The organism is Methylophilus sp., assembly GCF_052437885.1.
Lineage (GTDB): Bacteria > Pseudomonadota > Gammaproteobacteria > Burkholderiales > Methylophilaceae > Methylophilus.
The window spans coordinates 1-26,043 of sequence record NZ_JBQVPB010000011.1; the positions used below are offsets into that span (position 1 = coordinate 1).

At 49.4% G+C, this 26,043-nt stretch carries 30 protein-coding genes, 1 tRNA gene, 1 other RNA gene and 1 pseudogene; 18 read left to right on the forward strand and 15 right to left on the reverse strand.

What is annotated here, in order from left to right:
• From ACT6RZ_RS11380 to cheZ, 8 genes and pseudogenes are all read left to right on the forward strand, one after another.
• Nucleotides 1-412, forward strand: a pseudogene (locus tag ACT6RZ_RS11380) (methyl-accepting chemotaxis protein); the annotation flags it as partial.
• Nucleotides 413-757: 345 nt separating this feature from the next.
• A complete protein-coding gene (locus ACT6RZ_RS11385; RefSeq protein WP_444702220.1) occupies nt 758-2,848 on the forward strand; it encodes a methyl-accepting chemotaxis protein in 2,091 nt (696 codons plus the stop codon).
• Between the two features lie 54 nt (nt 2,849-2,902).
• Nucleotides 2,903-3,610 (forward strand): formaldehyde-activating enzyme, encoded by a 708-nt coding sequence (gene fae, locus ACT6RZ_RS11390; protein WP_444702221.1) that lies wholly within the window; start codon nt 2,903-2,905, stop codon nt 3,608-3,610.
• A 54-nt stretch (nt 3,611-3,664) separates the two neighbouring features.
• On the forward strand, nt 3,665-4,561 hold the full coding sequence (locus ACT6RZ_RS11395; protein WP_444702222.1) for a CheR family methyltransferase: 897 nt from the start codon (nt 3,665-3,667) through the stop codon (nt 4,559-4,561).
• 2 nt (nt 4,562-4,563) lie between these two features.
• Nucleotides 4,564-5,172, forward strand: coding sequence for a chemoreceptor glutamine deamidase CheD (gene cheD / locus ACT6RZ_RS11400; RefSeq protein ID WP_444702223.1), 609 nt, complete (start codon nt 4,564-4,566; stop codon nt 5,170-5,172).
• Between the two features lie 27 nt (nt 5,173-5,199).
• A complete protein-coding gene (locus ACT6RZ_RS11405; protein ID WP_444702224.1) occupies nt 5,200-6,273 on the forward strand; it encodes a protein-glutamate methylesterase/protein-glutamine glutaminase in 1,074 nt (357 codons plus the stop codon).
• Between the two features lie 111 nt (nt 6,274-6,384).
• Nucleotides 6,385-6,783 carry a chemotaxis response regulator CheY gene (cheY, locus tag ACT6RZ_RS11410; RefSeq protein WP_055831421.1) on the forward strand — a complete coding sequence of 133 codons (399 nt, stop codon included), beginning with the start codon at nt 6,385-6,387 and terminating at the stop codon, nt 6,781-6,783.
• A gap of 2 nt (nt 6,784-6,785) precedes the next feature.
• A complete protein-coding gene (gene cheZ / locus ACT6RZ_RS11415) occupies nt 6,786-7,472 on the forward strand; it encodes a protein phosphatase CheZ (RefSeq protein ID WP_444702225.1) in 687 nt (228 codons plus the stop codon).
• Nucleotides 7,473-7,518: 46 nt separating this feature from the next.
• Here the strand turns inward: cheZ and ACT6RZ_RS11420 are convergent, their stop codons facing one another.
• A complete protein-coding gene (locus ACT6RZ_RS11420; protein ID WP_444702226.1) occupies nt 7,519-7,896 on the reverse strand; it encodes a DUF779 domain-containing protein in 378 nt (125 codons plus the stop codon).
• A 110-nt stretch (nt 7,897-8,006) separates the two neighbouring features.
• Nucleotides 8,007-9,527 carry an acetaldehyde dehydrogenase ExaC gene (gene exaC / locus ACT6RZ_RS11425; protein WP_444702227.1) on the reverse strand — a complete coding sequence of 507 codons (1,521 nt, stop codon included), beginning with the start codon at nt 9,525-9,527 and terminating at the stop codon, nt 8,007-8,009.
• A 358-nt stretch (nt 9,528-9,885) separates the two neighbouring features.
• Here exaC and ACT6RZ_RS11430 point away from each other — a divergent pair.
• The 6 genes from ACT6RZ_RS11430 to ACT6RZ_RS11455 all read left to right on the forward strand — a co-directional run bounded on the left by ACT6RZ_RS11430 (nt 9,886) and on the right by ACT6RZ_RS11455 (nt 13,622).
• Nucleotides 9,886-9,975, forward strand: a tRNA-Ser gene (locus ACT6RZ_RS11430).
• 285 nt (nt 9,976-10,260) lie between these two features.
• Nucleotides 10,261-10,836 carry a GNAT family N-acetyltransferase gene (locus tag ACT6RZ_RS11435; protein ID WP_444702228.1) on the forward strand — a complete coding sequence of 192 codons (576 nt, stop codon included), beginning with the start codon at nt 10,261-10,263 and terminating at the stop codon, nt 10,834-10,836.
• Nucleotides 10,837-11,286: 450 nt separating this feature from the next.
• Entirely contained in the window at nt 11,287-11,628 is a 342-nt protein-coding gene (locus ACT6RZ_RS11440; RefSeq protein WP_444702329.1) for an ArsR/SmtB family transcription factor, read from the forward strand.
• Nucleotides 11,625-12,083, forward strand: coding sequence for an ArsI/CadI family heavy metal resistance metalloenzyme (locus ACT6RZ_RS11445; protein WP_444702230.1), 459 nt, complete (start codon nt 11,625-11,627; stop codon nt 12,081-12,083). Before ACT6RZ_RS11440 ends, ACT6RZ_RS11445 begins: the two co-directional genes overlap by 4 nt.
• Entirely contained in the window at nt 12,083-13,129 is a 1,047-nt protein-coding gene (gene arsB, locus ACT6RZ_RS11450) for an ACR3 family arsenite efflux transporter (RefSeq protein WP_444702231.1), read from the forward strand. Before ACT6RZ_RS11445 ends, arsB begins: the two co-directional genes overlap by 1 nt.
• A gap of 16 nt (nt 13,130-13,145) precedes the next feature.
• The gene (locus ACT6RZ_RS11455; protein WP_444702232.1) at nt 13,146-13,622 is read left to right on the forward strand and encodes an arsenate reductase ArsC; all 477 of its coding nucleotides are present in this window, start codon (nt 13,146-13,148) and stop codon (nt 13,620-13,622) included.
• 132 nt (nt 13,623-13,754) lie between these two features.
• Here ACT6RZ_RS11455 and ACT6RZ_RS11460 read toward each other — a convergent pair whose 3' ends face one another.
• From ACT6RZ_RS11460 to cmk, 9 genes are all read right to left on the reverse strand, one after another.
• Entirely contained in the window at nt 13,755-13,976 is a 222-nt protein-coding gene (locus tag ACT6RZ_RS11460) for a hypothetical protein (protein ID WP_444702233.1), read from the reverse strand.
• A 138-nt stretch (nt 13,977-14,114) separates the two neighbouring features.
• Nucleotides 14,115-14,711 carry a hypothetical protein gene (locus ACT6RZ_RS11465; RefSeq protein ID WP_444702234.1) on the reverse strand — a complete coding sequence of 199 codons (597 nt, stop codon included), beginning with the start codon at nt 14,709-14,711 and terminating at the stop codon, nt 14,115-14,117.
• A 35-nt stretch (nt 14,712-14,746) separates the two neighbouring features.
• Complete coding sequence (locus ACT6RZ_RS11470; protein WP_444702235.1) at nt 14,747-15,136, reverse strand: hypothetical protein; 390 nt, start codon at nt 15,134-15,136, stop codon at nt 14,747-14,749.
• Between the two features lie 303 nt (nt 15,137-15,439).
• Complete coding sequence (locus ACT6RZ_RS11475) at nt 15,440-15,748, reverse strand: ComEA family DNA-binding protein (RefSeq protein ID WP_444702236.1); 309 nt, start codon at nt 15,746-15,748, stop codon at nt 15,440-15,442.
• Between the two features lie 112 nt (nt 15,749-15,860).
• Entirely contained in the window at nt 15,861-16,556 is a 696-nt protein-coding gene (gene pyrF / locus ACT6RZ_RS11480) for an orotidine-5'-phosphate decarboxylase (protein ID WP_444702237.1), read from the reverse strand.
• 32 nt (nt 16,557-16,588) lie between these two features.
• On the reverse strand, nt 16,589-17,818 hold the full coding sequence (lapB, locus tag ACT6RZ_RS11485) for a lipopolysaccharide assembly protein LapB (RefSeq protein WP_444702238.1): 1,230 nt from the start codon (nt 17,816-17,818) through the stop codon (nt 16,589-16,591).
• 169 nt (nt 17,819-17,987) lie between these two features.
• Nucleotides 17,988-18,272, reverse strand: coding sequence for an integration host factor subunit beta (locus tag ACT6RZ_RS11490; protein ID WP_379029822.1), 285 nt, complete (start codon nt 18,270-18,272; stop codon nt 17,988-17,990).
• Between the two features lie 15 nt (nt 18,273-18,287).
• Nucleotides 18,288-19,754, reverse strand: coding sequence for a 30S ribosomal protein S1 (gene rpsA, locus ACT6RZ_RS11495; RefSeq protein WP_444702239.1), 1,467 nt, complete (start codon nt 19,752-19,754; stop codon nt 18,288-18,290).
• A 219-nt stretch (nt 19,755-19,973) separates the two neighbouring features.
• Nucleotides 19,974-20,642, reverse strand: a complete 669-nt coding sequence (cmk, locus tag ACT6RZ_RS11500; protein ID WP_444702240.1) for a (d)CMP kinase — start codon at nt 20,640-20,642, stop codon at nt 19,974-19,976.
• An 89-nt stretch (nt 20,643-20,731) separates the two neighbouring features.
• Here cmk and ACT6RZ_RS11505 point away from each other — a divergent pair, with 89 nt between their 5' ends.
• Nucleotides 20,732-20,950 carry a DUF2061 domain-containing protein gene (locus ACT6RZ_RS11505; RefSeq protein WP_444702241.1) on the forward strand — a complete coding sequence of 73 codons (219 nt, stop codon included), beginning with the start codon at nt 20,732-20,734 and terminating at the stop codon, nt 20,948-20,950.
• Here ACT6RZ_RS11505 and aroA read toward each other — a convergent pair whose 3' ends face one another.
• Together aroA and ACT6RZ_RS11515 are read right to left on the reverse strand one after the other, a co-directional pair.
• Nucleotides 20,951-22,231 (reverse strand): 3-phosphoshikimate 1-carboxyvinyltransferase, encoded by a 1,281-nt coding sequence (gene aroA / locus ACT6RZ_RS11510; protein ID WP_444702242.1) that lies wholly within the window; start codon nt 22,229-22,231, stop codon nt 20,951-20,953.
• 14 nt (nt 22,232-22,245) lie between these two features.
• The gene (locus tag ACT6RZ_RS11515) at nt 22,246-23,115 is read right to left on the reverse strand and encodes a prephenate dehydrogenase (protein WP_444702243.1); all 870 of its coding nucleotides are present in this window, start codon (nt 23,113-23,115) and stop codon (nt 22,246-22,248) included.
• An 81-nt stretch (nt 23,116-23,196) separates the two neighbouring features.
• On the opposite strand from ACT6RZ_RS11515, the gene ssrA reads away from it, so the two are divergent.
• Nucleotides 23,197-23,562, forward strand: a transfer-messenger RNA (tmRNA) gene (ssrA, locus tag ACT6RZ_RS11520).
• Between the two features lie 75 nt (nt 23,563-23,637).
• Here the strand turns inward: ssrA and ACT6RZ_RS11525 are convergent.
• Nucleotides 23,638-24,051 carry a hypothetical protein gene (locus ACT6RZ_RS11525; protein WP_444702244.1) on the reverse strand — a complete coding sequence of 138 codons (414 nt, stop codon included), beginning with the start codon at nt 24,049-24,051 and terminating at the stop codon, nt 23,638-23,640.
• A gap of 237 nt (nt 24,052-24,288) precedes the next feature.
• Here ACT6RZ_RS11525 and ACT6RZ_RS11530 point away from each other — a divergent pair, with 237 nt between their 5' ends.
• Nucleotides 24,289-25,212 (forward strand): DNA-binding protein, encoded by a 924-nt coding sequence (locus ACT6RZ_RS11530; RefSeq protein WP_444702245.1) that lies wholly within the window; start codon nt 24,289-24,291, stop codon nt 25,210-25,212.
• Nucleotides 25,213-25,240: 28 nt separating this feature from the next.
• On the opposite strand, the gene ACT6RZ_RS11535 is transcribed toward ACT6RZ_RS11530, so the two are convergent.
• Nucleotides 25,241-25,552 carry a helix-turn-helix domain-containing protein gene (locus ACT6RZ_RS11535; RefSeq protein WP_444702246.1) on the reverse strand — a complete coding sequence of 104 codons (312 nt, stop codon included), beginning with the start codon at nt 25,550-25,552 and terminating at the stop codon, nt 25,241-25,243.
• Nucleotides 25,553-25,717: 165 nt separating this feature from the next.
• Between ACT6RZ_RS11535 and ACT6RZ_RS11540 the strand changes: the two genes are divergently transcribed.
• Nucleotides 25,718-25,999 (forward strand): hypothetical protein, encoded by a 282-nt coding sequence (locus tag ACT6RZ_RS11540; RefSeq protein ID WP_444702247.1) that lies wholly within the window; start codon nt 25,718-25,720, stop codon nt 25,997-25,999.
• Nucleotides 26,000-26,043: the final 44 nt, after the last annotated feature.

The window sequence follows — 26,043 nt, forward strand, 5'->3', positions numbered from 1 at the left end:
GATCTCCGCGGCTTCTGCCGAGCAGACCACGGGTATCGACCAGGTCAACCAGGCGGTGACCAGCATGGATGAGACCACGCAGCAGAATGCGGCACTGGTAGAAGAAGCGGCAGCGGCAGCTGAATCCCTGGTAGACCAGGCGAACCAGCTGGCAGGTGCCATCAGCCAGTTCAAGCTGGAAGGCAAGAGTTTTGGTGGCGGGCAGGCGGTGACGCACAAGCCAGCTACCAGGCATGCGCCTATCAAGACTGCTGTGTCACATGTTGCCCAGCAGCGGGATAGCGGGCCACCTGCCCGGCCAGTGTCTGAAGGCTCGTTCGGCAAAGCAGCAGGCAGCGCCAGTACAGCGGCGAAACCGCCAGGCATGTCGCGAAGGACAGGCACTGACGATGAGGACTGGGAAGAGTTTTGATAAAGCCGCATGGATTTTAATTAAGTCCTGGCGATAGCAAAAGCCGACTGCCATTGCAGTCGGCTTTTTTGTTTTATTGCCGGGTGTGAACGCGGTCGCCTGTAAGGTTTTTAAAGCCCGGTTTACAAAAATAATCATAGGCTAACAAAGGATTCTCCCGCCGGTGCCGCATAGGCTATTTCTGATTTCTTTAGGCCTGCAATTACCAAAATAGAGCCAAGTTTCCCCTTTTTTCACATCATTCGAAAGTTGAGCTGTTATTGAATAATGAGCGCTATATACCGATAAATAGTAGAAAAAATCCAGTTAAGCGGGTTTTGGAAATTAGAAAAAAGGAGTGACAACATGTTGTCAGGAAAATTGGGTGTGTTTGGTCGTCTCAATCTCTCGTCTCAGTTAGGCTTGTTGCTGGCAATATCCGGCGCAGGTGTCGCCGGCAGTTTTATTCATGCTGGCCTGGGGACGGGCTTGCTGCTCTGTGCTGCGGGGCTGGGTGCCTTATTGGTTTATAGCGCCAAAAGCCAGTTCGATGGCGAGGCTGGTGTGATCGCGAACAGTATCGCCAATGGTGAGTTCGGCGATAACGATAGCTCAGCGAGCGCAGATGGTACCGATGTGCTGAGTGCATTGCTGCAGGCAAAAACGACACTGGCCAAACTGAGCCAGCAAATCACTTATGTTGCTGCAGAACATGCAAGTGGCAACTTTAAAGCCAGTATAGATCTCAGCCAGTTTCATGGTGAATATCGCCAGATGGCTGCCGATATCACCCAGACCCTGGCTTTGCCTGTCGATATCCTGCACAAAACCGGCGACGCGATGCTGGCATTGGGCCAGGGCGATTTCGCTGCCCAGTTAGCGCCATTGCCAGGTGAGCTTGCAGTGTTGAATCAGCACTTTGATGGCCTGAAAACCAATGTCACTGCCCTGATCTCAGATTTGACCCATATGAGCAATGCACATGCGCAGGGCGAGGATGAGACCCTGCTAGAAGTCGCCAGATTTGATGGCGATTTTAAACAGGTCGCACAAAGCATCAATAGCATGGTGTCCGGTTATAGAGCGGATACCGAAAAATTCATCGCCGTGATGGACAGCATAGGTCGCGGTGACCTCACTGCGCAGCTGGAACCACTGCCAGGCAAAAAAGCCGCCATGAACAAGAGTGTAGATCGCATACGCGGCAACCTTAAAGGCATTGTGGATTCTGTGAACTGGGTCAATGACGAGCACGAAAAAGGCAATATCGATATGACCTTGCGTGCTGATATGTTTAAAGGCCAATTCTCGGTGCTGGCAGACTCTATCAACAAAATCGTGGCCGGCCATATTGAATTGAATCAAAAAGCCATGGCATGCGTCAAAGCGTTTGGTGATGGCAATTTCGATGCGCCTTTAGAGCAGTTCCCTGGCCAGAAAGCCGAAATAAACCAGACCATAGAAAAAGTGCGCAGCAACCTGAAAGCCTTGAATCATGATGCAGAGTTGCTGGCCGAATCAGCGAAACAGGGGCGCGTCACTGTACGTGCCGATGCCAGCCGTCATCCAGGCGATTACCGCCGTATCGTGGAAGGCATGAATAACACGCTGGATATGATAGTGGAGCCGGTGCTGACGGTGAAAGCCGCAGCAGAGTCCATCAGTATCGCAGCCAAAGAGATCGCTCAGGGCAACGCCGATTTAAGCCGCAGGACTGAAGACCAGGCGGCTAACCTTGAAAAAACAGCATCCAGCATGGATGAGCTATCTTCAACCGTTAAACAGAACGCAGACAACGCAAAACAGGCCAATGAACTGGCAGCGCAGGCTTCGCAAGTGGCAGTCAAGGGTGGCGATGTGGTCAATGCCGTGGTGCATACCATGAGCGACATCAATGAAAGCGCACGCAAGATCGAAGACATTATTTCTGTCATCGACAGCATTGCCTTCCAGACCAATATCCTGGCACTGAACGCCGCGGTTGAAGCAGCGCGTGCCGGTGAGCAGGGTCGTGGTTTTGCAGTGGTGGCTTCCGAGGTAGGTAACCTGGCACAGCGCTCTTCTGTCGCTGCGCGTGAAATTAAAGAATTGATCAATGACTCGGTCAACAAGACTGCAGAAGGTAGCCGCCAGGTGGAAGAAGCCGGCAAAACCATGCATGAGATTGTGAGCTCGGTCAAACGTGTCAGCATCATCATCGGCGAGATCGCCTCGGCTTCTAACGAGCAGAGTGCAGGCATTGCCCTGGTGAATGATGCCGTGATCCGTATGGATGATGTGACCCAGCAAAACACCGCGCTGGTTGAAGAGGCCGCTGCGGCTGCCGAATCACTGATGGATCACTCGAATGAACTGGCAACCGCCGTGAGTGTGTTCATCGTCGAAGGCAACGCGAAGCATACGCGTCAAGAGAATGCCGGCTGGTCGGAAGATTTCCGGCAAGTCAGTAATGGATAGGGCACGCTGTAAGCCCTTTATAAAGTAGTACTTTTAATTAACAGGAGCATAAAAATGGCAGTGATTGATAGAGTTTTGATTGGTGAAGGTTTGGTCATTGAGGACCGTCCTGAAGGTGGTCTGGATTTGAAAAATGTGGCCCACATCGACTTGATCTTGGGACCACGCGGTAGCGCTGCAGAAGACGCATTTTGTCGTACGCTCACCGATCAAAAACAAGGAGTAAACGGTTTATTGGCGATTGCAGCGCCAAACATGATGGTAAAACCAAACACCGTGATGTTTAACAAGGTGACGATCAAAGATGGTCGCCAGGCAACCCAGATGTTTGGCCCGGCACAACGTGGCGTAGCCATGGCTGTGATGGATTGTGTGGCTGATGGCACTATCCCACTGGAAGAAGCCGATGACGTATTTATTTGCGTAGGCGTATTTATCGATAGCAAGGCTGATATGGATGACCGTATTCAGGACTGGAACTATCGTGCGACAAAAATCGCATTGAAAGCTGCTATCGCCCGCGAGCCTAAGGCCGCTGACGTAGTAAAACAATACAAAGAAGCATTGCACCCGTTTGCAGCACAAACACCAGAAGCACAGAACCGTCGTGCTGATGACACAGCTGCTGCTTTAGCCATCACTCAAATGCAAGAGCGCAGCAAGTATGCACGCACAAGTGCTGAAGCTAAAGCGCGTGAAGAGAAGCAAGTTGAATTAGCGATCGATCAAATGAAAGACCGCATCAACACGACAAAGGCTTAATTTAAGTCTGACTTAAGTCGATGGCAACCCAACGGATTTGCATAGGATAACGAAGTGACTGCCTTGAAGAAACAAGAACAAGAAGAGCGCGAGTTTTTGTTTACGCGCGATGATTTCGTCAGAATTAAAAGTCTGATCTATCGCCATGCAGGCATTTCATTGTCCGATGCAAAGACGGATATGGTGTACAGCCGGATAGGCCGGCGTTTACGTGCACTCGATATGCAAAGTTTCAAGCTGTATCTGGATAAGCTTGAACAAAACCAGAGCTCAGATGAGTGGCAGGCATTTACCAATGCGTTGACCACCAACCTGACTTCTTTTTTCAGGGAAGAGCATCATTTTCCCATCCTGGCTGAGCATCTGACCAGGCTTGCTGCTTTACACAAGCAAGCAAAACCTATCCGTATCTGGTGTTCTGCGGCTTCGACCGGCGAAGAGCCTTATTCTATTGCCATCACCGCGTGTGAGGCGTTTAATTCGCTCAAACCCCCGGTAGAGATCATTGCCACTGACATCGATACCAATGTATTAGCGACTGCGAGTGCGGGTGTATACCCGATAGACCGCATCAAGAAAATGGACGAATCCCGACTGCGCAAGTTCTTTGAAAAAGGCACTGCCAAGCATGAGGGTTTAGTCAGGGTAAAAAAATCGGTACGCGATCTGATTCACTTTCACCAGCTCAACCTGCTGGATCAGCAATGGCCGTTTCGTGAGGCCTATGATGTGATCTTCTGCCGTAATGTCATGATTTATTTTGACAAACCCACCCAAAGCAAAATTATTGAAAAATTCATCACACTGATGAATGAAGACAGCTTGTTGCTGGCCGGGCACTCGGAGAACTTCCTCTATGTATCCAACCAGCTGCAGTTGCTGGGTAAAACCGTCTACAAACTAAAAACTAATGGCGCGGCTCGTTCCAGCCTGTTAATGAATCGGAAATAGCCATGAGTGTTTCACAAGAAGATATTGCAAACACCCTCTACTTTGACAGAACATTTAATTGCGATGCGGCCAAGATCTCTCCAGGAGAGTATTACTATACCGATAAGGATATGCTGATCGTCACTGTGCTAGGCTCATGCGTGTCTGCCTGTATCCGCGATACCAAGTCCGGCATCGGTGGCATGAACCACTTTATGTTGCCCGAGAGTGGCAGTGCCGATAGAGATAGCCCGGTTTCAGAATCAATGCGCTATGGCACCTATGCCATGGAAGTACTGATCAACCAGTTGCTGAGAAATGGCGCCAGACGCGAGAACCTTGAAGCCAAGATCTTTGGCGGCGGTAATGTGCTGCGCAGTTTCACCACCAATAACGTCGGTGATCGCAATGCCGAGTTCGTTAAAAAATACCTCAAGGATGAAGGTATCAGGGTGACCGGGGAAGACCTGCTGGATATTTATCCGCGTAAAGTCTATTACTTTCCCAAAACCGGCAAGGTGCTGGTAAAAAAACTGAAACAACTGAACAACTACACTTTGGTCAAGCGCGAGCAGGCTTACTCCAGCAAGCTGAAAACCAACGATGTGGGTGGCGATATCGATTTGTTTTGATAATAATAATTATAAAAAGGAAATCACATGAAAACGAAAGTATTAGTCATTGATGATTCGGCGCTGATACGCAGCCTGTTAACCGAGTTGATCAACGATACCAAAGACCTGGAAGTCGTCGGTGCCGCACCAGACCCTCTGGTGGCGCGTGAAATGATCAAGCAATTGAACCCGGATGTGCTGACACTGGATGTGGAAATGCCGAGGATGGACGGGCTGGATTTCCTGGAAAAACTGATGCGTCTGCGGCCTATGCCGGTATTGATGGTATCCACACTGACAGAAAAAGGTTCTGAGATCACCTTGCGTGCGCTGGAACTGGGCGCCACCGATTTTGTGACCAAACCTAAAATGGGCATCACCCAGGGCATGCAGCAATATGCCGATGAGATCACCGATAAGATACGCACGGCGGCCAAGGCCAAAGTCAGCACCTTGCAAAGCATAGCCAAAGCCTCAGCGAGCGGCGGCCAGGTGCAGAATGCCATCCGTAACCCATTGATCAGTAGTGAGAAATTGCTGATCATAGGGGCTTCGACCGGCGGTACCGAAGCCATCAAGGCGTTTTTAACGCAAATGCCTTCAGACTGTCCCGGTGTATTGATCACACAACATATGCCGGCAGGTTTTACCAAATCGTTTGCCAGCCGTCTGGACAGCCTGTGCAAGATCTCGGTCAAGGAAGCGGTAGATGGCGAACGCATATTGCCTGGCCATGCCTACATTGCCCCGGGTGACCAGCATCTGCTGCTGGCCAGAAGTGGTGCCAACTATGTCACCCGTTTGTCTGACAGTGAGCCGGTCAATAGACACAAGCCTTCTGTGGATGTATTGTTTGAATCTGCGGCGGTGAATGCCGGTAAGAATGCCATAGGCATCATCCTGACCGGCATGGGTAAAGACGGCGCGGTCGGCATGCTGCGCATGAAAGAGGCCGGCGCTCACAACTTTGCACAAAATGAAGAGAGCTGTGTCGTCTATGGTATGCCGCGTGAAGCGGTGGCGCATGGTGGTGTGCATGAGGTTGCGCACCTGAAAGACCTGCCCAGGCTGGTGTTGCATCACCTGGCAACCAATAGTGAACGCTCCATGCGTGTTTAAATCCTCAAAGAACAAACAGGCAATTCAGCGCTTTATTGGCGCAAGCATTGACAGCCTTAGGGTTGATAATGCTAACTGTAAAATATGTCACTAATGATAGCGGAGTAACAAATGGGCAATCCGAATACTAAATTTCTGGTGGTTGATGATTTTTCCACCATGCGCAGAATTGTGCGTAACCTGCTCAAAGAGCTGGGCTACAACAATGTCGAGGAGGCCGAAGATGGTGCTGATGCATTGAGCAAGCTGCGCAGTGGTGATTTCGAATTTGTCGTTTCTGACTGGAATATGCCGAATATGGATGGTCTGACCATGCTGCAGAATATCCGTGCAGATGCGAAATTATCCAAGTTGCCGGTGTTGATGGTGACGGCAGAAGCGAAAAAAGAAAACATCATTGCAGCCGCGCAGGCAAAAGCGAACGGTTACGTAGTCAAACCTTTTACTGCCGCCACGCTGGAAGAGAAATTATCTAAAATTTTTGAGAAACTGGAAAAAGGCGAGGCGTAATCATGACCGAAGCTGTCAATCCGAAGCAAGACAACGTCATGGTAGATATGGCTTCTGCCTTGATGCACAACCTGAACGATAACCAACAAGAAGATATGATCAGCCGGATTGGCCACATGACACGCACGCTGCACGACAGCCTGAGTGCATTGGGTTACGATAAAGTGCTGGAACAAGTCGCGCAGGAGATCCCTGACGCGCGTGACCGCTTGAACTATGTTGCCAGAATGACAGAACAGGCAGCTGAGCGGGTATTGAATGCCACAGATCTGGCGACGCCATTGCAGTCTGAGCTGGCAGATAAGGCCAGTGTGTTAAAGGCGCGCTGGCAGGATGTGATGGCGAAATCGGCACTCAAGTCCGAATACGACTCTGTGGTGCATGAGACGCTGGAATACCTGTCACTCGCAGATAAGAATACGGCAACCACCAAGTCGCTGCTGATGGATATCATGATGGCGCAGGATTTCCAGGACCTGACCGGACAAGTGATCAAAAAGATCACCACTCTGGTGCAAGAGCTGGAAAGGCAACTGGTGCAGGTGCTGGTGGACTTTTCCCCAGCCGCGAAAAAAGAGGAGCCTTCAGACTCATTGCTCAATGGCCCGCAAATCGACCCGCACAATACCGTGGATGTGGTTTCTAACCAGGAGCAGGTAGATGATCTGCTGGATAGTTTAGGCTTTTAATCGCTGGAACTATTGCAATAAAAAAGGGCCGTCAGGCCCTTTTTGCTTATGCATAACCCACCCGATCTTCGGCTGGCAGTGCTGCCAGCTCCTCATCGGTATAGACACGGCCACGCGTGATAAAAGCAAAGCCACTGCCGCAGTCTAGTGAAAACGAGCCACTGGAGCCGGGCACTGCATCCAGTATGGTATGTGTATTCGCCATAAAACTGAAATGGCTGTCACCCATGTAAAACACCGCGCCTGCCAGCACGCCTAGTCTGACATCGGACGGGCTGGGCCTGAACTCGGCAGCAGGCATGCACATGGGGCCGCTGCCTTCACAGCAGCCGCCAGATTGCAGAAACACGATAGGGCCGTGCTGCGCTGTCAGCTGTTCTATCAATGTGATGGCACTGGGTGTCGCGGAAAGTCGTTCAGCCATGGTCTTGCCCTCAATATTTATCTTCAATAGTTAACTTATAGACAAAAAAGGGGCGAAAGATTCGCCCCTTTTTACAACTACCTCAAATCAGGTGATGCCAGACCCTGAATTTAGAAGAAACCCAGTTTTTTCGGGCTGTAGCTGACCAGCAGGTTTTTAGTTTGCTGGTAGTGGTCCAGCATCATTTTGTGCGTTTCACGGCCTATGCCAGACTCTTTATAGCCACCGAAAGCGGCGTGAGCAGGGTAGGCGTGGTAACAGTTGGTCCAGACCCGGCCAGCTTTGATGCCGCGGCCCATACGGTAAGCACGGCTGCCATCGCGTGACCAGACGCCAGAACCCAGGCCAAAGATAGTGTCATTGGCGATGCTCAGCGCTTCGGCTTCATCTTTAAAGGTAGTCACTGCCAGCACCGGCCCAAAGATCTCTTCCTGGAAGATACGCATTTTATTGTGGCCTTTGAACAGCGTAGGCTTCACATAATAGCCCTCGGCCAGATCGCCGCTCAGCACATTGCGCTCACCGCCACACAGCAGTTGCGCACCTTCCTGTTGGCCAATATCCATATAAGACAGGATCTTGTTGATCTGGTCTTGTGAGGCTTGCGCACCTATCATGGTGTTGGGGTCCAGCGGGTTGCCTTGCTTGATTGCGGCGACACGTGGCAACACACGTTCCATGAATTTGTCGTAAATGGATTCCTGTATCAATGCGCGTGATGGACAGGTACAGACTTCGCCCTGGTTAAAGGCAAACAGCACCAGGCCTTCGACTGCCTTGTCGAGAAAGTCATCGTCGGCAGACATGATGTCTTCAAAGAAGATGTTAGGCGATTTGCCGCCTAGTTCCAGCGTGGCCGGGATCAGATTGTTGGCTGCCGCCTGTGCAATAAAGCGGCCGGTCGCGGTCGAGCCGGTGAAGGCGATCTTGTTGATGCGCTTGCTGTTAGAGAGCGGGGCGCCAACTTCACGGCCATAGCCGTTGACGATGTTCATCACACCTGGCGGTAATATGTCCCCAATCACTTCCATCAAGATCAGGATGCTGATAGGCGTGAATTCCGCTGGCTTCATTACCACACAGTTGCCGGCAGCAACAGCTGGTGCCAGTTTCCAGGCCGCCATCAAGATTGGGAAGTTCCAAGGGATGATCTGACCGATCACGCCCAATGGTTCATGGAAATGGTAAGCCACTGTAGTCTCGTCCAGCTCACTCAGGCTGCCTTCCTGCGCACGCAGGGCACCGGCAAAATACCTGAAATGGTCAGCAGCCAGCGGGATATCGGCATTCAATGTTTCGCGGATAGGTTTACCGTTATCGACTGTTTCAGCAGTCGCGATCAGCTCCAGGTTCTGTTCAATACGGTCTGCGATCTTCAACAGCAGATTCGAGCGCTCTGCCGCAGAAGTTTTCGCCCATTTGTCGGTTGCGGCGTGCGCGGCATCCAGCGCCAGCTCCACATCCTCAGCACTGGAACGGGCAGCCTGCGTATAAGGCTTGCCAGTAATGGGGGAAATCACATCAAAATACTCACCCTTCACCGGCGCAACCCATTTGCCACCGATAAAGTTGTCATATTTTGCCTTGTAAGGGACTTTTACCCCCATGGCTTTCAATAGATCCAAACTCATAATCACTCCTGTACTTTTTGTATAGATGTTATAGCAGAACTGCTCTCCAAACCGCCATATTGAACCCAGATTGAACTTGAACTCAATAACCTGATAAATCATCTGCCAAGCCGCTTAAAATAAGGCTTTTAAGATGATTAACGGGATAAACATTAACCCTTAAGACCCACAAAATCAAGCGTTTTTGCTGTGTTTTTGATGATTTATAAGATAACTGAGTTAGTACGTTTAATCCTGAAAAGTTCAATCCCTTAGCCGTGGCGCACTGGCGTTAAACCGCGCATTTTTCTAATCTGCCTATCCCACCATAAATCATTTGGCGCGTAATTGGGAATCGGCTATAATCGCGCCTTCTTTCGGAGAGATGGATGAGCGGTTTAAGTCACCACCCTGGAAAGGTGGCATAGGGGCAACTCTATCGAGGGTTCGAATCCCTCTCTCTCCGCCAGCAGTAAAGTGAAGCCTGTTTTCTGTGACTGATCAAAAAGTACAGAACACGGGCTTTTTCTTTTTCACTTTCTTTTTCTTTTGCGCTTTTACCTTAAAGTGTTGCGTGACGTTGCTTGACTCGTTGATGTAAATTCAAAACAAGTGATATATGAGGAAGCATAATGCAGCGCTATGCTTTAACCCTTACCCTTTCGCCTATCGTATCGCCATTGAGGGAGGCTTCAGGCTCGTTTGGATTCATCCAGGGATGGAGCAAGGGCAGAGCGCTTAATGTGATGCTTGGGTGAAAGCTAAAGTCATCGATGAATACCTTTTTCTATATAAACGATTCGCCGCTATGAAATTAATCAACTGCAACAGGCTCAAGCACTCAGACGAGATTTTATTTATCTTGAATGATGCGATTGCTAACTCTACGGCGCTCTATGATTACAGCCCACGTACGCTGCAGTCCATGGATCAGTGGTTTGATGTGAAAGAAAAGGGCAACTTCCCTGTTATCGGGGCTGTGGATGACTCTGATCAGCTAATGGGTTTTGCAACATGGGGATCATTCAGGGCTTTCCCGGCATATAAGTACACGGTTGAGCATAGCCTTTATGTCCATCCGGCCCATCGCGGCAAAGGGCTGGGCAAGGCTTTACTACAAGCGCTGATCAATAGTGCTTGCCAGGCTGAAGTTCATGTCTTGGTCGGTTGCATTGATGCTTCAAATGCAGCTAGCATCCATTTACATACTCAATTCGGATTTACACATTCTGGCACAATCAAAGAGGTGGGCTTTAAGTTTGGTAGATGGCTAGATGCTGCTTTCTATCAGCTCAATCTCAACACGCCCTTGAAGCCTGTGGATGGATAGCAATAAAAACAAAAGGCATCCCCAAAGAGATGCCTTTCGCTTAAGCATTGAGACCAATATGCAGATTAGTGAATGCTGGAGGGTTTGATTTCACCCTGTCTAAAATAAGTGACCTTACTTCAGACAGTCCTAGTGGCAAACTCAAGCCCAGTAACATATCATGAAGAAATTCTTAGCCTATGCATATAGGAGTTTTTCCCGATTTGATGGGGCACTATCACCAGTAAAGCCAATGCCAGCCAGTGCGCTATCGCTTACGCACTTGGCAACCCTGAAAGACACCACCGGCCAGCCGCGACCGTGAAGTCTAATGCGTAGTAATTGCATGATATCTATTGCTTGCGCCCTAAGCTCCTGCAAGGAACTGATCTAATGGCTTGCTGCTTGTAGATGAGCAATCAAACAAAAAGGCGGTTGCATTATTTCTATATTTATGGAAATATAGAATCTATGGACATTAAATCAGCAGTGACACAACTCTCATCCATCGCTCAAGAAGCACGCCTGGAGATATTCCGCCTGTTAGTGCAAGCGGGCATTGAAGGGCTACCAGCGGGAAGCATAGGAGAAAAACTCAAGATACCGCCCAGCACGCTCTCGTTTCATCTCAAAGAGTTGAGCAACGCCGGACTGATAGATTCACGCCAGGTCAGCAGGTTTATTTACTATACGGCAAACTATACGGCTATGAATGGCTTGCTGGCATACCTCACTGAAAATTGCTGTGCCGGTATCACTGACTGCTGCCCCGATGTGACAAATTGCAACCCCGCGAAAGGTAATGAACAATGAAACGTATGCATTTGCATGTCTCGGTAGAAGACATCACTCAAAGTGTCGGCTTTTATAGCAACCTCTTCGGTGCATCTCCAACGGTTTCCAAGCCCGACTATGCCAAATGGATGTTGGATGACCCGTTAGTAAACTTTGCCATTAGCAAGCGTGGCGCTAAGGCTGGCTTAGATCATATCGGCATTCAGGTCGAGAATGAAGCTGAGCTTGAGGAGATAAAACAGCGTTTAGAGAAGGCCGAGCTTAGCCTGCTGACAGAAGAGGGCACCACCTGCTGCTATGCAAAATCAGACAAGCATTGGGTGCAAGACCCTTCGGGCATCGCTTGGGAAACCTATCGCACATTAGGCAATGCGCCCACATTCAGCGGTCAAGAATCACCAGAGCCTAGCGCGGCGTGTTGCATTCCTGTGGCGCACAAGATTGAAACTGCAAGCCGAAAGAGCTGCTGTTAATGAATAACATCACTGAACCAAGCCCGATCAGCAGTTTTGAACGCAACCTGACATGGTGGGTGATAGGCTGCATCGTGGTCGGCATTGCCTTAGGCCAGATGTTTCCTGAGGCTTTTCAAGCTGTAGGCGGCCTCAAGATCGCGGAGGTGAATCTTCCTGTCGCTGTTCTGATATGGCTGATGGTCATCCCTATGCTGCTAAAGATCGACTTCACGACCATGGGCGATGTCTTGGTGCACAGCAAAGGCATAGGCGTGACCTTGTTCATCAACTGGATAGTGAAACCGTTCTCTATGGCTTTACTTGCATGGGTATTCATTCGTCATCTATTCGGTGACTTGTTGCCCGCAGAGCAGATAGACAGCTACATAGCAGGCTTGATACTTCTGGCTGCTGCTCCATGTACTGCCATGGTGTTTGTCTGGAGTGGCCTCTGTGGTGGAGAGCCAAAGTTCACGCTTTCGCAGGTCGCATTAAATGATGCCATCATGCTGTTTGCCTTTGCGCCGCTTGTAGCGTTGCTATTAGGGCTGTCCAGCATTGTCGTACCATGGGACACGCTTTTGTTGTCTCTGGCGTTGTTCATTGTTGTGCCGGTGGTCATCAGTCAGTTTGTGCGTGAAGTTGTGCTGGCAGGCCGTCCTAAAGCTCTTGAAACATTGCTCAAGCGCATTCAGCCTGTTTCCCTATCTGCATTGCTTGCAACACTGATCTTGCTGTTTGGATTTCAAGGCCAGCAGATCATCGCTCAGCCATTTATCATCGCCTTGCTGGCTGTGCCTATCATTATTCAGGTGTATTTCAATTCCATGCTGGCTTACTGGCTGAATAAAAAGCTCAAGGTGGCTCATAGTGTCGCGGCCCCTTCGGCCTTGATCGGTGCTTCTAACTTCTTTGAGCTGGCGGTAGCGACGGCGATTGCGCTGTTTGGGTTCAATTCAGGGGCAGCACTGGCGACTGTCGTCGGTGTGCTGATTGAAGTGCCAGTGATGCTGTCTGTCGTCGCCATCGTTAATCGTAGCCGTGACTGGTATGAGAAAGCCTAATAATCGAAAGTGATCAATGAACATCCTATTTTTATGTACAGGAAACTCCTGCCGTTCCATCCTGGCCGAAGCCACATTCAACGCATTAGCGCCAGACGGCATGAGAGCAATGAGTGCAGGCAGCCAGCCTGCAGGTGAAGTGCACCCGCGCTCTATCGCCTTGCTCAAGCGTGAGGGTATCGCCAGCGACGGTTATTACAGCAAGTCATGGGATAAGCTGCCAGTGACACCAGACATCGTGATCACCGTATGCGGCAATGCAGCGGGTGAGACCTGCCCAGCTTATCTTGGCAATGTGTTAAGAGCACATTGGGGCGTTGATGACCCCGCCCGGGCAACGGGTACAGAAGCTGAAATAGACGCTGCATTCGTCAAAGCTTATTCGATACTACGCAAACGCATTGAGGCATTCTTAAAATTAGATGCCGAGTCTTTTGCAGACAAGAGCAAACTTCAGAAAGCGTTGCAGCTGATCGCTGGTTCCATCGTTTGAGATTTGCTGAAAGGCATGCCCGGGCAGACGCTTTGATCTGAGCATGAAATAGGACGGTTTGCAGAAAGTTAACGACTGCAAGATAAAGACTTACAAAAGTATAGTGCTGGCTTTAGGCCTAGCCCGGGCTAGTTAAGCGTAATAAAAGGTCAGTCCGACCGCACAAAGGATGATCAGCAGCAATGCATACCATCCGAGTTGCTCTTCAGTGAGTGGTGGTTGCAAGTATCTCTTTATCCTGCTATCAGGTGGCAGGGATTTTAATAGACGATGCGCTAGCAAGGTCAAAGCGATAACGATGAGCAGTCCTGCAGTTTCCAAGGCCAGCATGCCCATAGACTGATAGCGCAGCATAAAACACCTCAAGTAAAGAAAGTTGTATCTTAAAGGGGTAGCCAAGGGTTGCCTGTGGCGTCAGCTTGAGACCGTCATGGGAAGCTGCTTCGCGAGCCTTAAAACTATGGATATCGCCACGAAAGTCTGTGGTGAATGCTAGGGTGCGGGTAGCTCCTCAAGGCATTCATTCGAAACACTGACCAGCTTCCCGCTTTTTAAACGAAAAGTCTCTACATCAGCGCAAGCTTTAGAGCCGGTCATGTAGGTTTGTCTATAGACTTCCTGATACTGCTTTCCATTCCAGGACCAAACTGATTTATAGCCATGTCCAGCTGTGCCACCAAACTCTTTGAGCTGATGATAGCCGTTAGTTTTTGCAGGCATTATTTCTAAATTCCCGGTAGCGGGTGTACTCCAGATGCGCCTGGCTTGAGTACCCTGCATTTGATAAAGCCAGACAGGGCAATAGTAAACGCCGCACAGACAAAAGTTGGTCGGTTTAAGCAGATAGGCGCTTAAGGACTGGCTTAACTTGACCATCTGGGCTTCATATCTGGTATCTGGTCGCACATCTTCACAGTGTTTGATATCCTCCCCCATTTCTGCATTCAGGCGAGATTGGATGGCGGCAGGAATCTTGACCGGATGCGTAAAGCTTTCCTCTATGCTGAAACGCTCTGCAAAGGCTGTGATCGAAGTGAGAAATACGATTGCGGCTGTAATAAGTAAATGCATGATCAGTGTATTTTTCATCCTACCTGCAGGTCTTCTGATTAACGTTAACGTGACTATTTATTCGACCTGATACCTGATTCGAGCCTTGGCTGTTCTACACGCTGGTTCAGGGTTTTACTCACCCACCAGCCAGCCACGCCTGATAGCGCGCCTAAAGTCACCATCAATACGTATAGAGGAGGGGAAGGCAGCAGTGATGGAATAAAAATGAGTAACAGACCGGCAGCGATGATAAATAATTTGCCATTGCTCTTACGCTTGAGCAGTAGCCTGATCGCTGCAATATATAGACTCAGGCTGCCGATTATCCAGAATAGAAATGGCAACACGGCAATGGCACCAGTACTCGAGAGTATGTAAATGATGCGCGCGCATTGCAGAGTGAGTCCAAATTGAATCAGGATAAACAAAAGAACTACATTTTTGATGGTATCGATTTTCATCATTTTTTTTATTGTGATTTATTAGGAGATCGCTGATGAAAAGGATTCTACTATGCCGGCAGAGTTAAAGTATAGCCAGGCCATTGTTTGCTGGATGCTCAAACACTAGCTGATCACAACTGAATAACAAGTAGCGATCGCTTGCGCTTTTCACGACCTGTTAAGTGCTGATTTAATCCGGCTATGGGCAGAGATCATTGGGGAGGGCAGGGGTATGCCTCTAGCTAACAGTAAAAAACACCCGGATGGGTGTTTTTGTATGGGGATTCTTGATTTAAGCTGCATGCCGTTGCAAGCAAAGCATCAAGGTTTCTTTTTTTCTGTTGTATTTTTCACAGTGTCTGCCGGCGCTGCTTTTTTGCCACCCACGCTAATATCTTTCTTCAGGCTGCTGAGGGTCGCCTGGCCTATCCCGGGTACCTGATCCAGCGCTTCCACTGTTTTAAAATCGCCATTCTTTTTTCTGTAGTCAATAATGGCCTGTGCTTTTGCCGGGCCTATGCCTTTCAGGGTCTCCAGTTCTGCCTGGCTGGCGGTATTGATATCTACGACAGCAAATGCTGCTGGCGATAAAAGCAAGAATATTAAATAAACTAAAAATGCGTGTCTCATGGTTTCTCCTCATCATTGAATGAAAAAAGCAGGCTGACTGTTCAGCCTGCTTTTATTCTAACGAGCAGTAAGCAGCTGTCACCGACAGCCACTTTTATTTTATTAATAAATGTTAAATATTTTTAATAATTGTGTTTAAAGCAACAATCGGGTCTGCTGCCTGCGTTATCGGACGGCCTATCACCAGGTAGTGGGAGCCAAGCGCGATGGCATCCTTAGGTGTCACAATGCGGGTCTGGTCATCCTGGCTGGCATCCGCCGGACGGATGCCCGGGGTGACCAGACAGAAGGCCTGGCCCAGCGCCTGTTTCAGCATGGCGGCTTCTTGTGCGGAACAGACGACGCCGTGTAAGCCGGCTTGTTGAGTCAGGCTGGCCAGCGCCAGTACATGGTCGCTTAAAGAGCGCTGTATACCCAGACTATTCAGCGTGGGCTCATCCATACTGGTCAGAACAGTCACTGCGATCAGCAGGGGGGCTTGGGCACCAAAAGCTTTATCCAGGCCTTCACGCGCAGCTTGCATCATGGGCAGACCGCCGCTGGCGTGCACATTCAGCATCCAGACGCCCAGGTTTGCCGCCGCCTGGCATGCCTTGGCCACGGTGTTGGGAATATCATGGAATTTCAGGTCTAGAAAAACATCGTATTGCTGTTTGACCAGCGATTCGACAAATGCCGGCCCGGCTGCGGTAAACAGCTCTTTGCCGACTTTTAATTTGCACAGCGCTGGGTCCAGCCTGGCAACCAGTGCTTGTGCAGAGGCAGCGTCGGCGTAGTCCAGGGCAACAATAATTTTGCTATCAGTCATGGGTGATGGGTACAGAAAAAATAAACGAACGGTTATTTGCGTTTAAGCAATTTGATATCACGGATAGTCGCTTCAGTCGGCTCGGCCGGCAGTGACTCCCAGGCATTGCAGGCCGGGCATTGCCAATGGTATTGCTTGGCGCGGAAACCGCACTGGTCGCAATAATAGGCGGCACGGTCACCGATGGCATTGCGCACGGTCTGCTGCATGAGCTGTAAATCATGCTGTTCGTCTTCAAGCATGGCGCGCGCTTGCAGCAACTGGTCCAGCGATTTTAAGCTGGGTTTGCGTATCAGCTCATTACGCGCCAGCTTGGCGGCTGTCTCTGCGCCTTCTGCTTGCAAAGTGGCTTCGTATAACACCGACATCATGCTGCTTAACTGGTAGGATTCCAGGTATTGGCTCAACTGGTCCAAGCCTTCTTTCAGGCCTTTGGACTGATTGCCCACAGTCAGCGCATCACCTGCATGCAAAGCGGCATAGCTTTTGAGCATTTTCTGGGCTACCAGGCCCAGATACTCCGGGTCCTGCATTTCTATCCTTTTCCAGAATGCGATGGCTGCGGTATGGTCTTCCTGCTGCGCTGCCATGTCCCCCAAAAGCACATTGGCACGCACACAGTTCTTGTTGGCATCCAGGGCCTGGGCCAGGTGGCCTTTGGCGTTGTGCCAGTCTTGCTGAATAATGGCGTTGACGGCCAGTTCACAGTAATACTGGGCGACTTCCTTGCGGTAAGAAATGCCGGACGAGCCTTCCAGCTCAATAGCAATGGCGATCGCTTGCGACCATTCGCGCTCTTTCACATATATTTCAAGCAAATGGCGTAGCGCGGCTTGTTCATAGCGTGTGTGACGCAATGCCAGGAACAGTTCTTCTGCGCGGTCATACAAACCGGCTTTAAAGTAATCTTGCGCCAGCTCGACTTTGATCGAAGTTGATTGTTGTTCTGTCAGCTCGTAGTTTTCCAACAGGTTCATGTGCAGGTGGATAGCGCGGTCGGTTTCACCAGTGCGACGGAACAGGCTGCCCAATACAAAATGCAGTTCCAGGGAGTCTTTATTCAGATAGAGCGCTTCACTGAATGCATCTACCGCCTTGTGGTACTGGTCGGCGATCAGCAGGTTCAGGCCTTTAAAATAGGTGGCGGGTAGGGAGGTCGATTCTGCAATCAACTGTTTGATATCCACACGGGCGGCGATCCAGCCCAGCGTGAAAAACAGTGGCAGGATCAACAGCCACCAATATTCAAATTCAACCAGCATACAAGGTCTCTTTTTTAGATAGCGCCTATTTTACCTTAAGCGCCTGTGGCATTGTCATGAATATAATAGCGCCATGCAGATAGTGGTGTCATGACCATGTATTCTGGCCAGGCAGGGCGAAAAAAAACGGCATCTCAATGAGATGCCGTTTTTGTCAGCAAAGGCTGATTTACTCCATAGCGTCTACGCGGTCGCGCAGTTCTTTACCTGCCTTGAAATGGGGCACATACTTGGCCGGCACCTGTACTTTGGTACCAGTTTTAGGATTGCGTCCCAAACGGGGCGGGCGGTAATTCAAACTGAAACTACCAAAACCGCGGATCTCGATACGCTCGCCAGTCGCCAGGTTTTCTGTCATCGCATCGAGGATGGTTTTAACAGATAACTCGGCATCTTTCAGCACTAATTGCGGAAAGCGCTGCGCAAGTAAATCAATGAGTTCAGATCTAGTCATGACCTAAAGCCTTTATTATTTTTTGCTGTCCAATTTAGCTTTCAACAAAGCACCCAGGTTAGTGGTACCTGCTGAGGCTTCATCGATAAGGACATCATCAGTTTTTGCTTTTTTGGCTTTTGGTTTGCCGCCTTTGTCGTCACCGATAGGCGCACTGTTGCCACTTGGATCTTCAGTCAGCTGTTTCACGCCCAGAGAAATACGCTCTTTCTCAACATCAATCGCCAGAATAACGGCTTGCAGCTCGTCACCTTTTTTGAAGTTGCGGATCGCTTCTTCGCCAGACTGTGTCCATGACAGGTCAGACAAGTGAACCAGGCCATCAATACCGCCTGGCAGACCAATAAACACGCCAAAGTCAGTGATAGACTTGATTTGGCCTGATACTTTGTCGCCTTTAGCGTGGGTAGCAGCGAAATCATCCCATGGGTTTGGTTTGCACTGTTTCATACCCAGTGACAAACGACGACGGTCTTCGTCGATTTCCAGGATCATGACTTCAACTTCGTCGCCCAGTTGAGCGATTTTGCCCGGATGAATGTTCTTGTTAGTCCAATCCATTTCAGACACGTGTACCAGACCTTCAATGCCCGGTTCTACTTCAACGAACGCACCGTAGTCAGTCAGGTTAGACACTTTACCGAACAGGCGTGTGCCTACTGGGTAACGGCGGCTCAATGCTACCCATGGGTCGTCGCCCAATTGCTTGATGCCCAGGGAAACACGGTTTTTCTCTTGATCGAATTTCAGGATCTTGGCTTCAACTTCTTCACCAACGGTCAGCACTTCTGATGGGTGCTTCACGCGGCGCCATGCCAGATCAGTGATGTGCAACAGGCCATCGATACCACCCAGATCCACGAACGCGCCGTAGTCAGTGATGTTTTTAACGATACCTTTGATCACAGCACCTTCAGTCAGGCTACCCAGCAAGGCTTCACGGTCAGCACCCAGGGTGTCTTCCATGACTGCGCGGCGGGAAACCACGATGTTGTTACGCTTGCGATCCAGTTTGATGACTTTAAAGTCCCACTCTTTGTTTTCGTAAGGAGTGGTGTCTTTTACCGGGCGGATATCTACCAGTGAGCCAGGCAAGAATGCCATGATGCCGCTGACAGAAACGCGCAGACCACCTTTAACACGGCTGCTGACAAAGCCTTTAACTACGCGGCCTTCGTTCATGGCTTCTTCCAGATCCAGCCATGCTTGCATTTTCTTCGCTTTTTCGCGAGAGAGTTGTGTAGAACCAAAACCGTCTTCCAGTTTTTCAATCGCTACTTTAACGAAGTCGCCAACTGCAACTTCAAGCTCGCCTTGAGCATTTTTGAATTCACCAGCGTTGATCACGCTTTCAGATTTCAGGCCAGCGTTCACGATAACGAAATCATTATCTACAGAAACCACTTCGGCGGTGATCACTTCACCTGCACGCATTTCCTGGCGGGCCAGGCTTTCTTCGAAGAGCGCTGCAAAAGATTCCATGGAGGAGGATGTATTAGAAATAGAAGCCATTAAAAAATTGTCCAAGTTTTACTCGCCAAACAGCCCATGCTGCCAAACGAGCCATTGCTACCTAAAGAAAGCAGTCAATGGATAAAGTTAAAAGTTGCCATATCCGGCTGGCGCCAAATATAACGCGAATCTGGAACTATACACAAAAAATTTATTGGCTTCAATGACTTAAAGCGTTTTTTATCTGATTTAGACCGTCTTTTTAAAGGCTGCAATAATCATGGCGACGGCTTGGTCGATATTCATTTCCGTGGTATCCACCAGCATGGCATCCGGCAGTTGCAGCAATGGCGCGGAAGAACGTTGTGTGTCACGCAGATCGCGTTGCTTTAAATCTTGCAGAATCGTGTCGTAATTGGCAGTTTCACCGCGATTGATCAGCTGGTCATAACGACGCTGGGCACGGGTTTCCACAGCCGCAGTCAGAAACACTTTCAACACTGCGTCAGGAAAGATGACCGAGCCTATATCGCGGCCATCACCGACCAGGCCGGGCGCTTTCCTGAAGTTCCTTTGCGTCTGCAGCAGCGCTGTACGTACTTCAGGATGCACCGCGACCTCGGAAGCGCCTTTGCCCATTTGTTCGGTGCGGATATAAGCGCTGACATGCTCGCCATTTAAAAATGCTTCACCGCCCTCAAACCTGATCTCCATAGAAGAGACAGTCTCTGCCAGTTTTGTTGCATCTGACCATGAGACTGATCGCGTGTGCGCTGCATAAGCCAGCAAGCGGTAGAGGGCACCTGAATCCAGGTAATGAAAGCCAAAAGCCTGGGCGACGCGTTCTGCGACGCTGCCTTTGCCGGAAGCGGATGGGCCATCAATGGCGATCACTGGCCATAAAGTCTGTTCGGTCATAAATTTTGCTTATCAGATACTTAAAAACAATGAATTGGATTAAATCGTCAGCGGTTTATATGATGTGCCTAACGATTAAGGAGCACAGCATGATCAAAACATTTTCTTTCGCTATCCTGCATTTCAGTGTGGCTTTCAGCATCGCTTATCTGCTCACCGGCAGCATACTGATCGGTGGCCTGATGGCGCTGATAGAGCCAGCCATTAATACTGTAGTGTTTTATTTTCATGAGCGGGCGTGGAACCATCACCATGCACATGCTGCCACCGCGGAAGCCGATGAACACGAATGGGCTTATGCCGCCTGATCAACGCGCAATGCTGGCAAACACCTTAAAGTATTCAGGAAAGGTTTTAGCGACGCACTTGGGGTCATTAATGGTGATGGGCACACCCGCCAGGCTGATTAATGAAAAGCACATGGCCATGCGGTGGTCGTCATAAGTATCGATCACCGCATTTTCAATCAGCTGCGCAGGTGGCGTGATCTGGATCGCGTCTTCTGCCTCTATCACGCTGGCGCCCACTTTGCGTAACTCTGTGGCCATGGCAGCAATGCGGTCAGTTTCTTTCACGCGCCAGCTGGCGATATTGCGCAGGGTAGTCGTCCCTTGCGCAAACAGCGCCATCACCGCCAGCGTCATCGCCGCATCGGGGATATGGTTGCAATCAAGGTCTATCGCTTTTAGCGCGCCGGTTTTTTCTGCGCGCACATGGTTGTCGCCATAGCTGATACGGCCACCCATCAGTTTGGCTGCTTCAGCAAACAGAATATCGCCCTGAATACTGTGCTGGCCCACGCCGTGCACGGTGACATCGCCTGCCACAATACCTGCCGCAATAAAGTAAGAAGCGCTGGAGGCATCGCCTTCAACGTAAATCTCGCCTGGCGATTGATAACGGGCGGCAGCCGGAATGTGAAATCTTTGCCAGCCGTCCCGCTCTACATTGACGCCAAAACGCTGCATCAGGTTAAGTGTGATCTCAATATAGGGCTTTGAAATCAACTCACCGACCACTTCAATACTGGCTGCCTGGCAAGTCAGCGGTAACGCCATCAGCAAAGCGGTCAGAAACTGGCTGGAAACATCGCCGCGGATCTGGATAGGCTGGCTGACATCCAGTGTAGACGGGGAGATCTGCAGGGGCGGGTAGCCCTCATTAGCCAGGCAAGCCACCTTGGCACCTGCCTGTCGTAAGGCGGTGACCAAGTCAGCGATGGGGCGCTCGTGCATGCGCGGCACACCATGCAAATGGTAATCGCCGTTTGAGAAAGCCAAAGCTGCTGTCAACGGGCGAAAGGCAGTGCCGGCATTGCCTAAAAACAAATCCGCCTGTTTGTTGGGGAAATTTCCGCCACAGCCAGTCACGCGCCAGGCATGCTCAGCGATGTTTTCCAGTTTCACGCCCAGTGATTGCAGCGCCTCCAGCATGCGGGCCGTGTCATCCGAATCCAGCAGGTCGCGTATCACTGTCACCCCGTCAGAAAGCGCCGCCAGCAACAGGGTGCGATTAGAAATGCTTTTTGAGCCTGGTAGAGTGATCGCCCCTGTTGCTTGTGCAGCGGCAGCTAAATGCAGTTGTTCCATATATATTGAGTCTACTATTGAATTTTGGATTTCGCCCAGGCATTGCGGGCTTGGCTGGCGTGTTCAAATAACGCAAACAAACCTTCAGCGTCATTACTTTCAAGCAATGCCGTCATTTCACTCACCGCTCGTTGATAGGAGCTGAGCTCTTGTAATAAGGCCTGTTTATTTGCCAACGCAATATCGCGCCACATTTCAGGGTGGCTACCAGCAATACGGGTAAAGTCACGGAAGCCACTGGCGGCAAATTTAAACAGTAATTCTGCATTTCCACGCTTGGCTAAATCCTCAACCAGGGCGAATGCCAATAAATGCGGCAAATGACTGACTGCGGCGAATACACTGTCATGTTCTTCCGGAGGCATATTGGACACCAGCGCACCGCAGTTTTGCCACAGCGTAGTCACTTTTTGTACAGCCGCAGTGCTAGTCACAGTCGCTGGTGTAAGAATGACGTTTTTGCCTATGTATAAATCAGCCATGGCCGCTCCGGGGCCGCTTTTTTCAGCACCGGCGATAGGGTGGCCACCGACAAACTGGCTGAATTGATCTCCCAGTTCAGCCTGGGCATACGCCATGACGTCAGATTTGGTACTACCGGCATCGGTGACCACTGTTTGTGCGGCAAGGTGAGGGCGGATAGTACGTAAGATGGCAGGCGTTTGCGCGACCGGGGCTGCGATCAAGACTAGATCTGCATTTTCTAATGCGCTTGCAATGTCGGTCACGGCCTGGTCTATCAGCCCTAAACTCAATGCTTCCTGCAGGCTGTGATCTGAACGGCCTACGCCTATGATCTGTGGTGGATTGGGTAATTTTTTCAGCGCCAGGGCGACTGAGCCGCCTATCAATCCTACGCCGAAGATCACGATTTTATTGAACATTCAGGAATTGTATCATGTCATACAACTGCGCCTGAAGTTTGGCTAGTATGGGTTTCAGGCGTATACTTGCCAGCTTGCATTGGGGCTGACCAGGTTTCGACGTGGGTTGCAAAGCAGTGCAGGGCATACCGAGGATTCAGGTTCCCTCGTAAATCCATCTGAAAAAGTATAGTCGCAAACGACGAAACTTACGCTTTAGCCGCTTAATCCCGGCTGAACGCTGCCCCGAAGAGTCTCTCGGTCGGGCCGGGTAACCGGCAGCAGCGTCATTTAGAGAGAATCGTGCGTGGTTGGGTTGCTTAATCACGCATTAAATCCAAGGCAACTCGCTTTGCACTTGCTTGCTCGTTGGTGAGTGTACGGTTAAATATAAACAACACAGCTAAGTATGTAGAACTGTCTGTGGAGGGCTTGCGGACGGGGGTTCGATTCCCCCCAGCTCCACCAATTACCAAAATCAAGAAGTACCAAAACACCTCACAAACCCGCTTATATGCGGGTTTTTTGTTATTCAAGCAGGTATCAATGCATATCAAGCCGTTGATTCAATGCACGATATTGTATTTTCATGCGCGTACAAAACCTGCGTTTTGCCACCACCCTGAGTTGATCAAAGATCAATTGTTTCCATACGAACTGTGCCTTGATGACCTGCTCGTTGGTGTCTGCGATCTGATGCTGTTTGCGTCGCTTTCGTTGTGGCGTTCTCAAGGCGGCATAGGCATGCTGCTTGATGCTATCCAGTTTGTCAGCCGGGGCCGCCAATGAGCCTGATATCCAGCGGTGAAATATGGCCGGCTTCACATTCGCCACTTTGATAGCCTGATGCAGATTTAAAGTCCCCAGATAGGCGCCGATTTTCAAGCTCCATTCAAGGGAATATTGCGTCTGCAGCTTTTCAATTCTGCTTTTATTTTGCATGGTTTTATTGTGCATATGATTTCCCTTTTTTTATAAATGTAATATTCATAAATTAGATTTATAAATATAAATAAACTATTTAAATCAATTGGTTATACAATAATATTCATGTGTTACCACTCTATCAGTCATCCGACATTTCTACCAATAAAAATGTTGGAAAATTGCGTGCAGGAAATTTTTTGCAAACTAAATGCGTTATAAATCTGTCACAAAAGGGAAACCAAGCAACCTGATAGCCTTTGAAATAACATGACCATTACGCATACCACTGAAACCAAACTCATCCAGGACGTAGAAAATTTACGCATTCAATTCCCGCAGGCAAAAGACCTATACAGAGAAGTCTGTCGTGTGATGTTCTTTCGATACGGCATTCAGCCAACAGCAAACAAGCTTTACCAGCTGGTGCGTAAAGGCACCATGACGATACCGGCGCAGGCGGTCAGTAATTTCTGGTCCGAACTCAGACTTAAAAACCGGGTAGATATCGAGCAATCTGGCTTGCCAGACAGCTTGCGCGAATTTGCAGGCGAAGCCCTCAGTACCTTATGGAAATCTGCGCTGGAAGTCGCCAGACAAAATGTGAAAGAAAAACAGTCTGCCACCAATGTCCTTGAAAATGCTTACAGGCTTGAGCTGGAAAGTTGCAAGGCTCAACTCCGTAAACTTGAAACTGTGAATGCAGAGCAGTCTTCGGAACTGATGACGCTGAGAAAGCAGTTGCAGGAGAGCGACAAAAGATTCCTCATTGATCATCAGGTATCAGCCACCCACAAAGAATCCGTCAAAACGCTGCAATACGAAAAATCGGCGCTGGAAGGGTCACTAAAGAGCATCAATAACGAGTTTGATACCGAACTGAATAAACTGCATGCCGCCTTGAAGTTGTCAGAAGACCGCTTTAGAAAACTGGAGTCAAAATCATTTACCGATGTAGACAGAGAGAGACAGCGCACATACAAGCTGGAGTCTGAAATCGCGGAGTTGAAAAAAACCATACTCAAAGAACATGCAGTCAACAAAACCCAGTCAGCCAAAAATCAAAAGCTGGTGAATGAGCTGCGGGAAAATGTCGGCCTGATCAAAGGTCAGTTAAAAGAATCACAACGCCAGCAACTGGTAGCGTCTAACAAGTTAAAGCAGATAGAGAGAAAAAAGCCATTGTTGAAATGAAAAACTCTGGGCCCAAGTCTAACCATCTTTAATTTCGCATAATGTATAGCAAGTCGTAAATAACGGGGTTTGATGCCAGTATTACAGCCCCTGAGAGCATGGCTGTCACTGCCATCAGTGACATTTTTGCATATCCACCTTGCATTAATTCCAAGGCCCTTCTAGCTTCTACATCTCCAAGAATCATAAGTTTTAATACTGTCTCACCGTCTGGTTTAGACAATCCCTGTTTCCAATTAGAAACCGTTCCTCTCGTTTTTCCTAAAGCCTGAGCTAGCTTGTAATCGCTCTCAATGTTTTTGTTCTTCTTAACTTCTTCTACTAAGTCATAGCCTGACATACGTCACTCCTTACTTATTAATTAATGGATGCATTTTATTAGTATCTATCTATTGACACAACGTCCCTAAATAAATACTATGTCCCTAAATTCATACTATGTAGACAACGAACCTGCCCCCGTTGTTCTGCAAATTCAATTAGGGGCTATATAAGGGAATCAAAAATGCAAATGAACCTACAAGTCCTTTCCATAGGCGCAATCGAATCAGGCACTAGTCAAGCAACCCGCAGACCATGGCACCGCCGCACATTCCAATGCTTTGATTTAGATGATCAGATAGTCGGTTCTATTACCCTGTACGCGCCAGAAGACGAATTAAAGGCTTATACGCAAAACGGCAAATATGTAGCGACTGTTACTAAGTCACAGGGCGATGGCGGCACGTTTGAGTTTCGCATCACTGCATTGCAGTTGATGACTGCACCACAAAAGGCTGCAGCTTAGAGATAACAAAAAAGCCAACTGACTCGAATCAATTGGCTTTTTCT

Excerpts from the sequence above, each read along its gene's own strand:
- ACT6RZ_RS11440 (WP_444702329.1), top strand. The coding sequence starts at position 11,287 with ATGGACATTAAATCAGCAGTGACACAACTCTCATCCATCGCTCAAGAA.
- ACT6RZ_RS11470 (WP_444702235.1), bottom strand. The coding sequence starts at position 15,136 with ATGAAAATCGATACCATCAAAAATGTAGTTCTTTTGTTTATCCTGATT.
- ACT6RZ_RS11525 (WP_444702244.1), bottom strand. The coding sequence starts at position 24,051 with ATGCACAATAAAACCATGCAAAATAAAAGCAGAATTGAAAAGCTGCAG.
- arsB (WP_444702231.1), top strand. The coding sequence starts at position 12,083 with ATGAATAACATCACTGAACCAAGCCCGATCAGCAGTTTTGAACGCAAC.
- pyrF (WP_444702237.1), bottom strand. The coding sequence starts at position 16,556 with ATGACTGATAGCAAAATTATTGTTGCCCTGGACTACGCCGACGCTGCC.
- exaC (WP_444702227.1), bottom strand. The coding sequence starts at position 9,527 with ATGAGTTTGGATCTATTGAAAGCCATGGGGGTAAAAGTCCCTTACAAG.
- ACT6RZ_RS11465 (WP_444702234.1), bottom strand. The coding sequence starts at position 14,711 with ATGAAAAATACACTGATCATGCATTTACTTATTACAGCCGCAATCGTA.
- aroA (WP_444702242.1), bottom strand. The coding sequence starts at position 22,231 with ATGGAACAACTGCATTTAGCTGCCGCTGCACAAGCAACAGGGGCGATC.
- cheY (WP_055831421.1), top strand. The coding sequence starts at position 6,385 with ATGGGCAATCCGAATACTAAATTTCTGGTGGTTGATGATTTTTCCACC.
- ACT6RZ_RS11530 (WP_444702245.1), top strand. The coding sequence starts at position 24,289 with ATGACCATTACGCATACCACTGAAACCAAACTCATCCAGGACGTAGAA.
- ACT6RZ_RS11505 (WP_444702241.1), top strand. The coding sequence starts at position 20,732 with ATGATCAAAACATTTTCTTTCGCTATCCTGCATTTCAGTGTGGCTTTC.
- ACT6RZ_RS11460 (WP_444702233.1), bottom strand. The coding sequence starts at position 13,976 with ATGCTGCGCTATCAGTCTATGGGCATGCTGGCCTTGGAAACTGCAGGA.
- cheD (WP_444702223.1), top strand. The coding sequence starts at position 4,564 with ATGAGTGTTTCACAAGAAGATATTGCAAACACCCTCTACTTTGACAGA.
- ACT6RZ_RS11455 (WP_444702232.1), top strand. The coding sequence starts at position 13,146 with ATGAACATCCTATTTTTATGTACAGGAAACTCCTGCCGTTCCATCCTG.
- fae (WP_444702221.1), top strand. The coding sequence starts at position 2,903 with ATGGCAGTGATTGATAGAGTTTTGATTGGTGAAGGTTTGGTCATTGAG.
- ACT6RZ_RS11385 (WP_444702220.1), top strand. The coding sequence starts at position 758 with ATGTTGTCAGGAAAATTGGGTGTGTTTGGTCGTCTCAATCTCTCGTCT.
- ACT6RZ_RS11445 (WP_444702230.1), top strand. The coding sequence starts at position 11,625 with ATGAAACGTATGCATTTGCATGTCTCGGTAGAAGACATCACTCAAAGT.
- ACT6RZ_RS11420 (WP_444702226.1), bottom strand. The coding sequence starts at position 7,896 with ATGGCTGAACGACTTTCCGCGACACCCAGTGCCATCACATTGATAGAA.
- ACT6RZ_RS11475 (WP_444702236.1), bottom strand. The coding sequence starts at position 15,748 with ATGAGACACGCATTTTTAGTTTATTTAATATTCTTGCTTTTATCGCCA.
- ACT6RZ_RS11535 (WP_444702246.1), bottom strand. The coding sequence starts at position 25,552 with ATGTCAGGCTATGACTTAGTAGAAGAAGTTAAGAAGAACAAAAACATT.
- cheZ (WP_444702225.1), top strand. The coding sequence starts at position 6,786 with ATGACCGAAGCTGTCAATCCGAAGCAAGACAACGTCATGGTAGATATG.
- ACT6RZ_RS11405 (WP_444702224.1), top strand. The coding sequence starts at position 5,200 with ATGAAAACGAAAGTATTAGTCATTGATGATTCGGCGCTGATACGCAGC.
- ACT6RZ_RS11515 (WP_444702243.1), bottom strand. The coding sequence starts at position 23,115 with ATGTTCAATAAAATCGTGATCTTCGGCGTAGGATTGATAGGCGGCTCA.
- rpsA (WP_444702239.1), bottom strand. The coding sequence starts at position 19,754 with ATGGAATCTTTTGCAGCGCTCTTCGAAGAAAGCCTGGCCCGCCAGGAA.
- ACT6RZ_RS11540 (WP_444702247.1), top strand. The coding sequence starts at position 25,718 with ATGCAAATGAACCTACAAGTCCTTTCCATAGGCGCAATCGAATCAGGC.
- cmk (WP_444702240.1), bottom strand. The coding sequence starts at position 20,642 with ATGACCGAACAGACTTTATGGCCAGTGATCGCCATTGATGGCCCATCC.
- ACT6RZ_RS11490 (WP_379029822.1), bottom strand. The coding sequence starts at position 18,272 with ATGACTAGATCTGAACTCATTGATTTACTTGCGCAGCGCTTTCCGCAA.
- lapB (WP_444702238.1), bottom strand. The coding sequence starts at position 17,818 with ATGCTGGTTGAATTTGAATATTGGTGGCTGTTGATCCTGCCACTGTTT.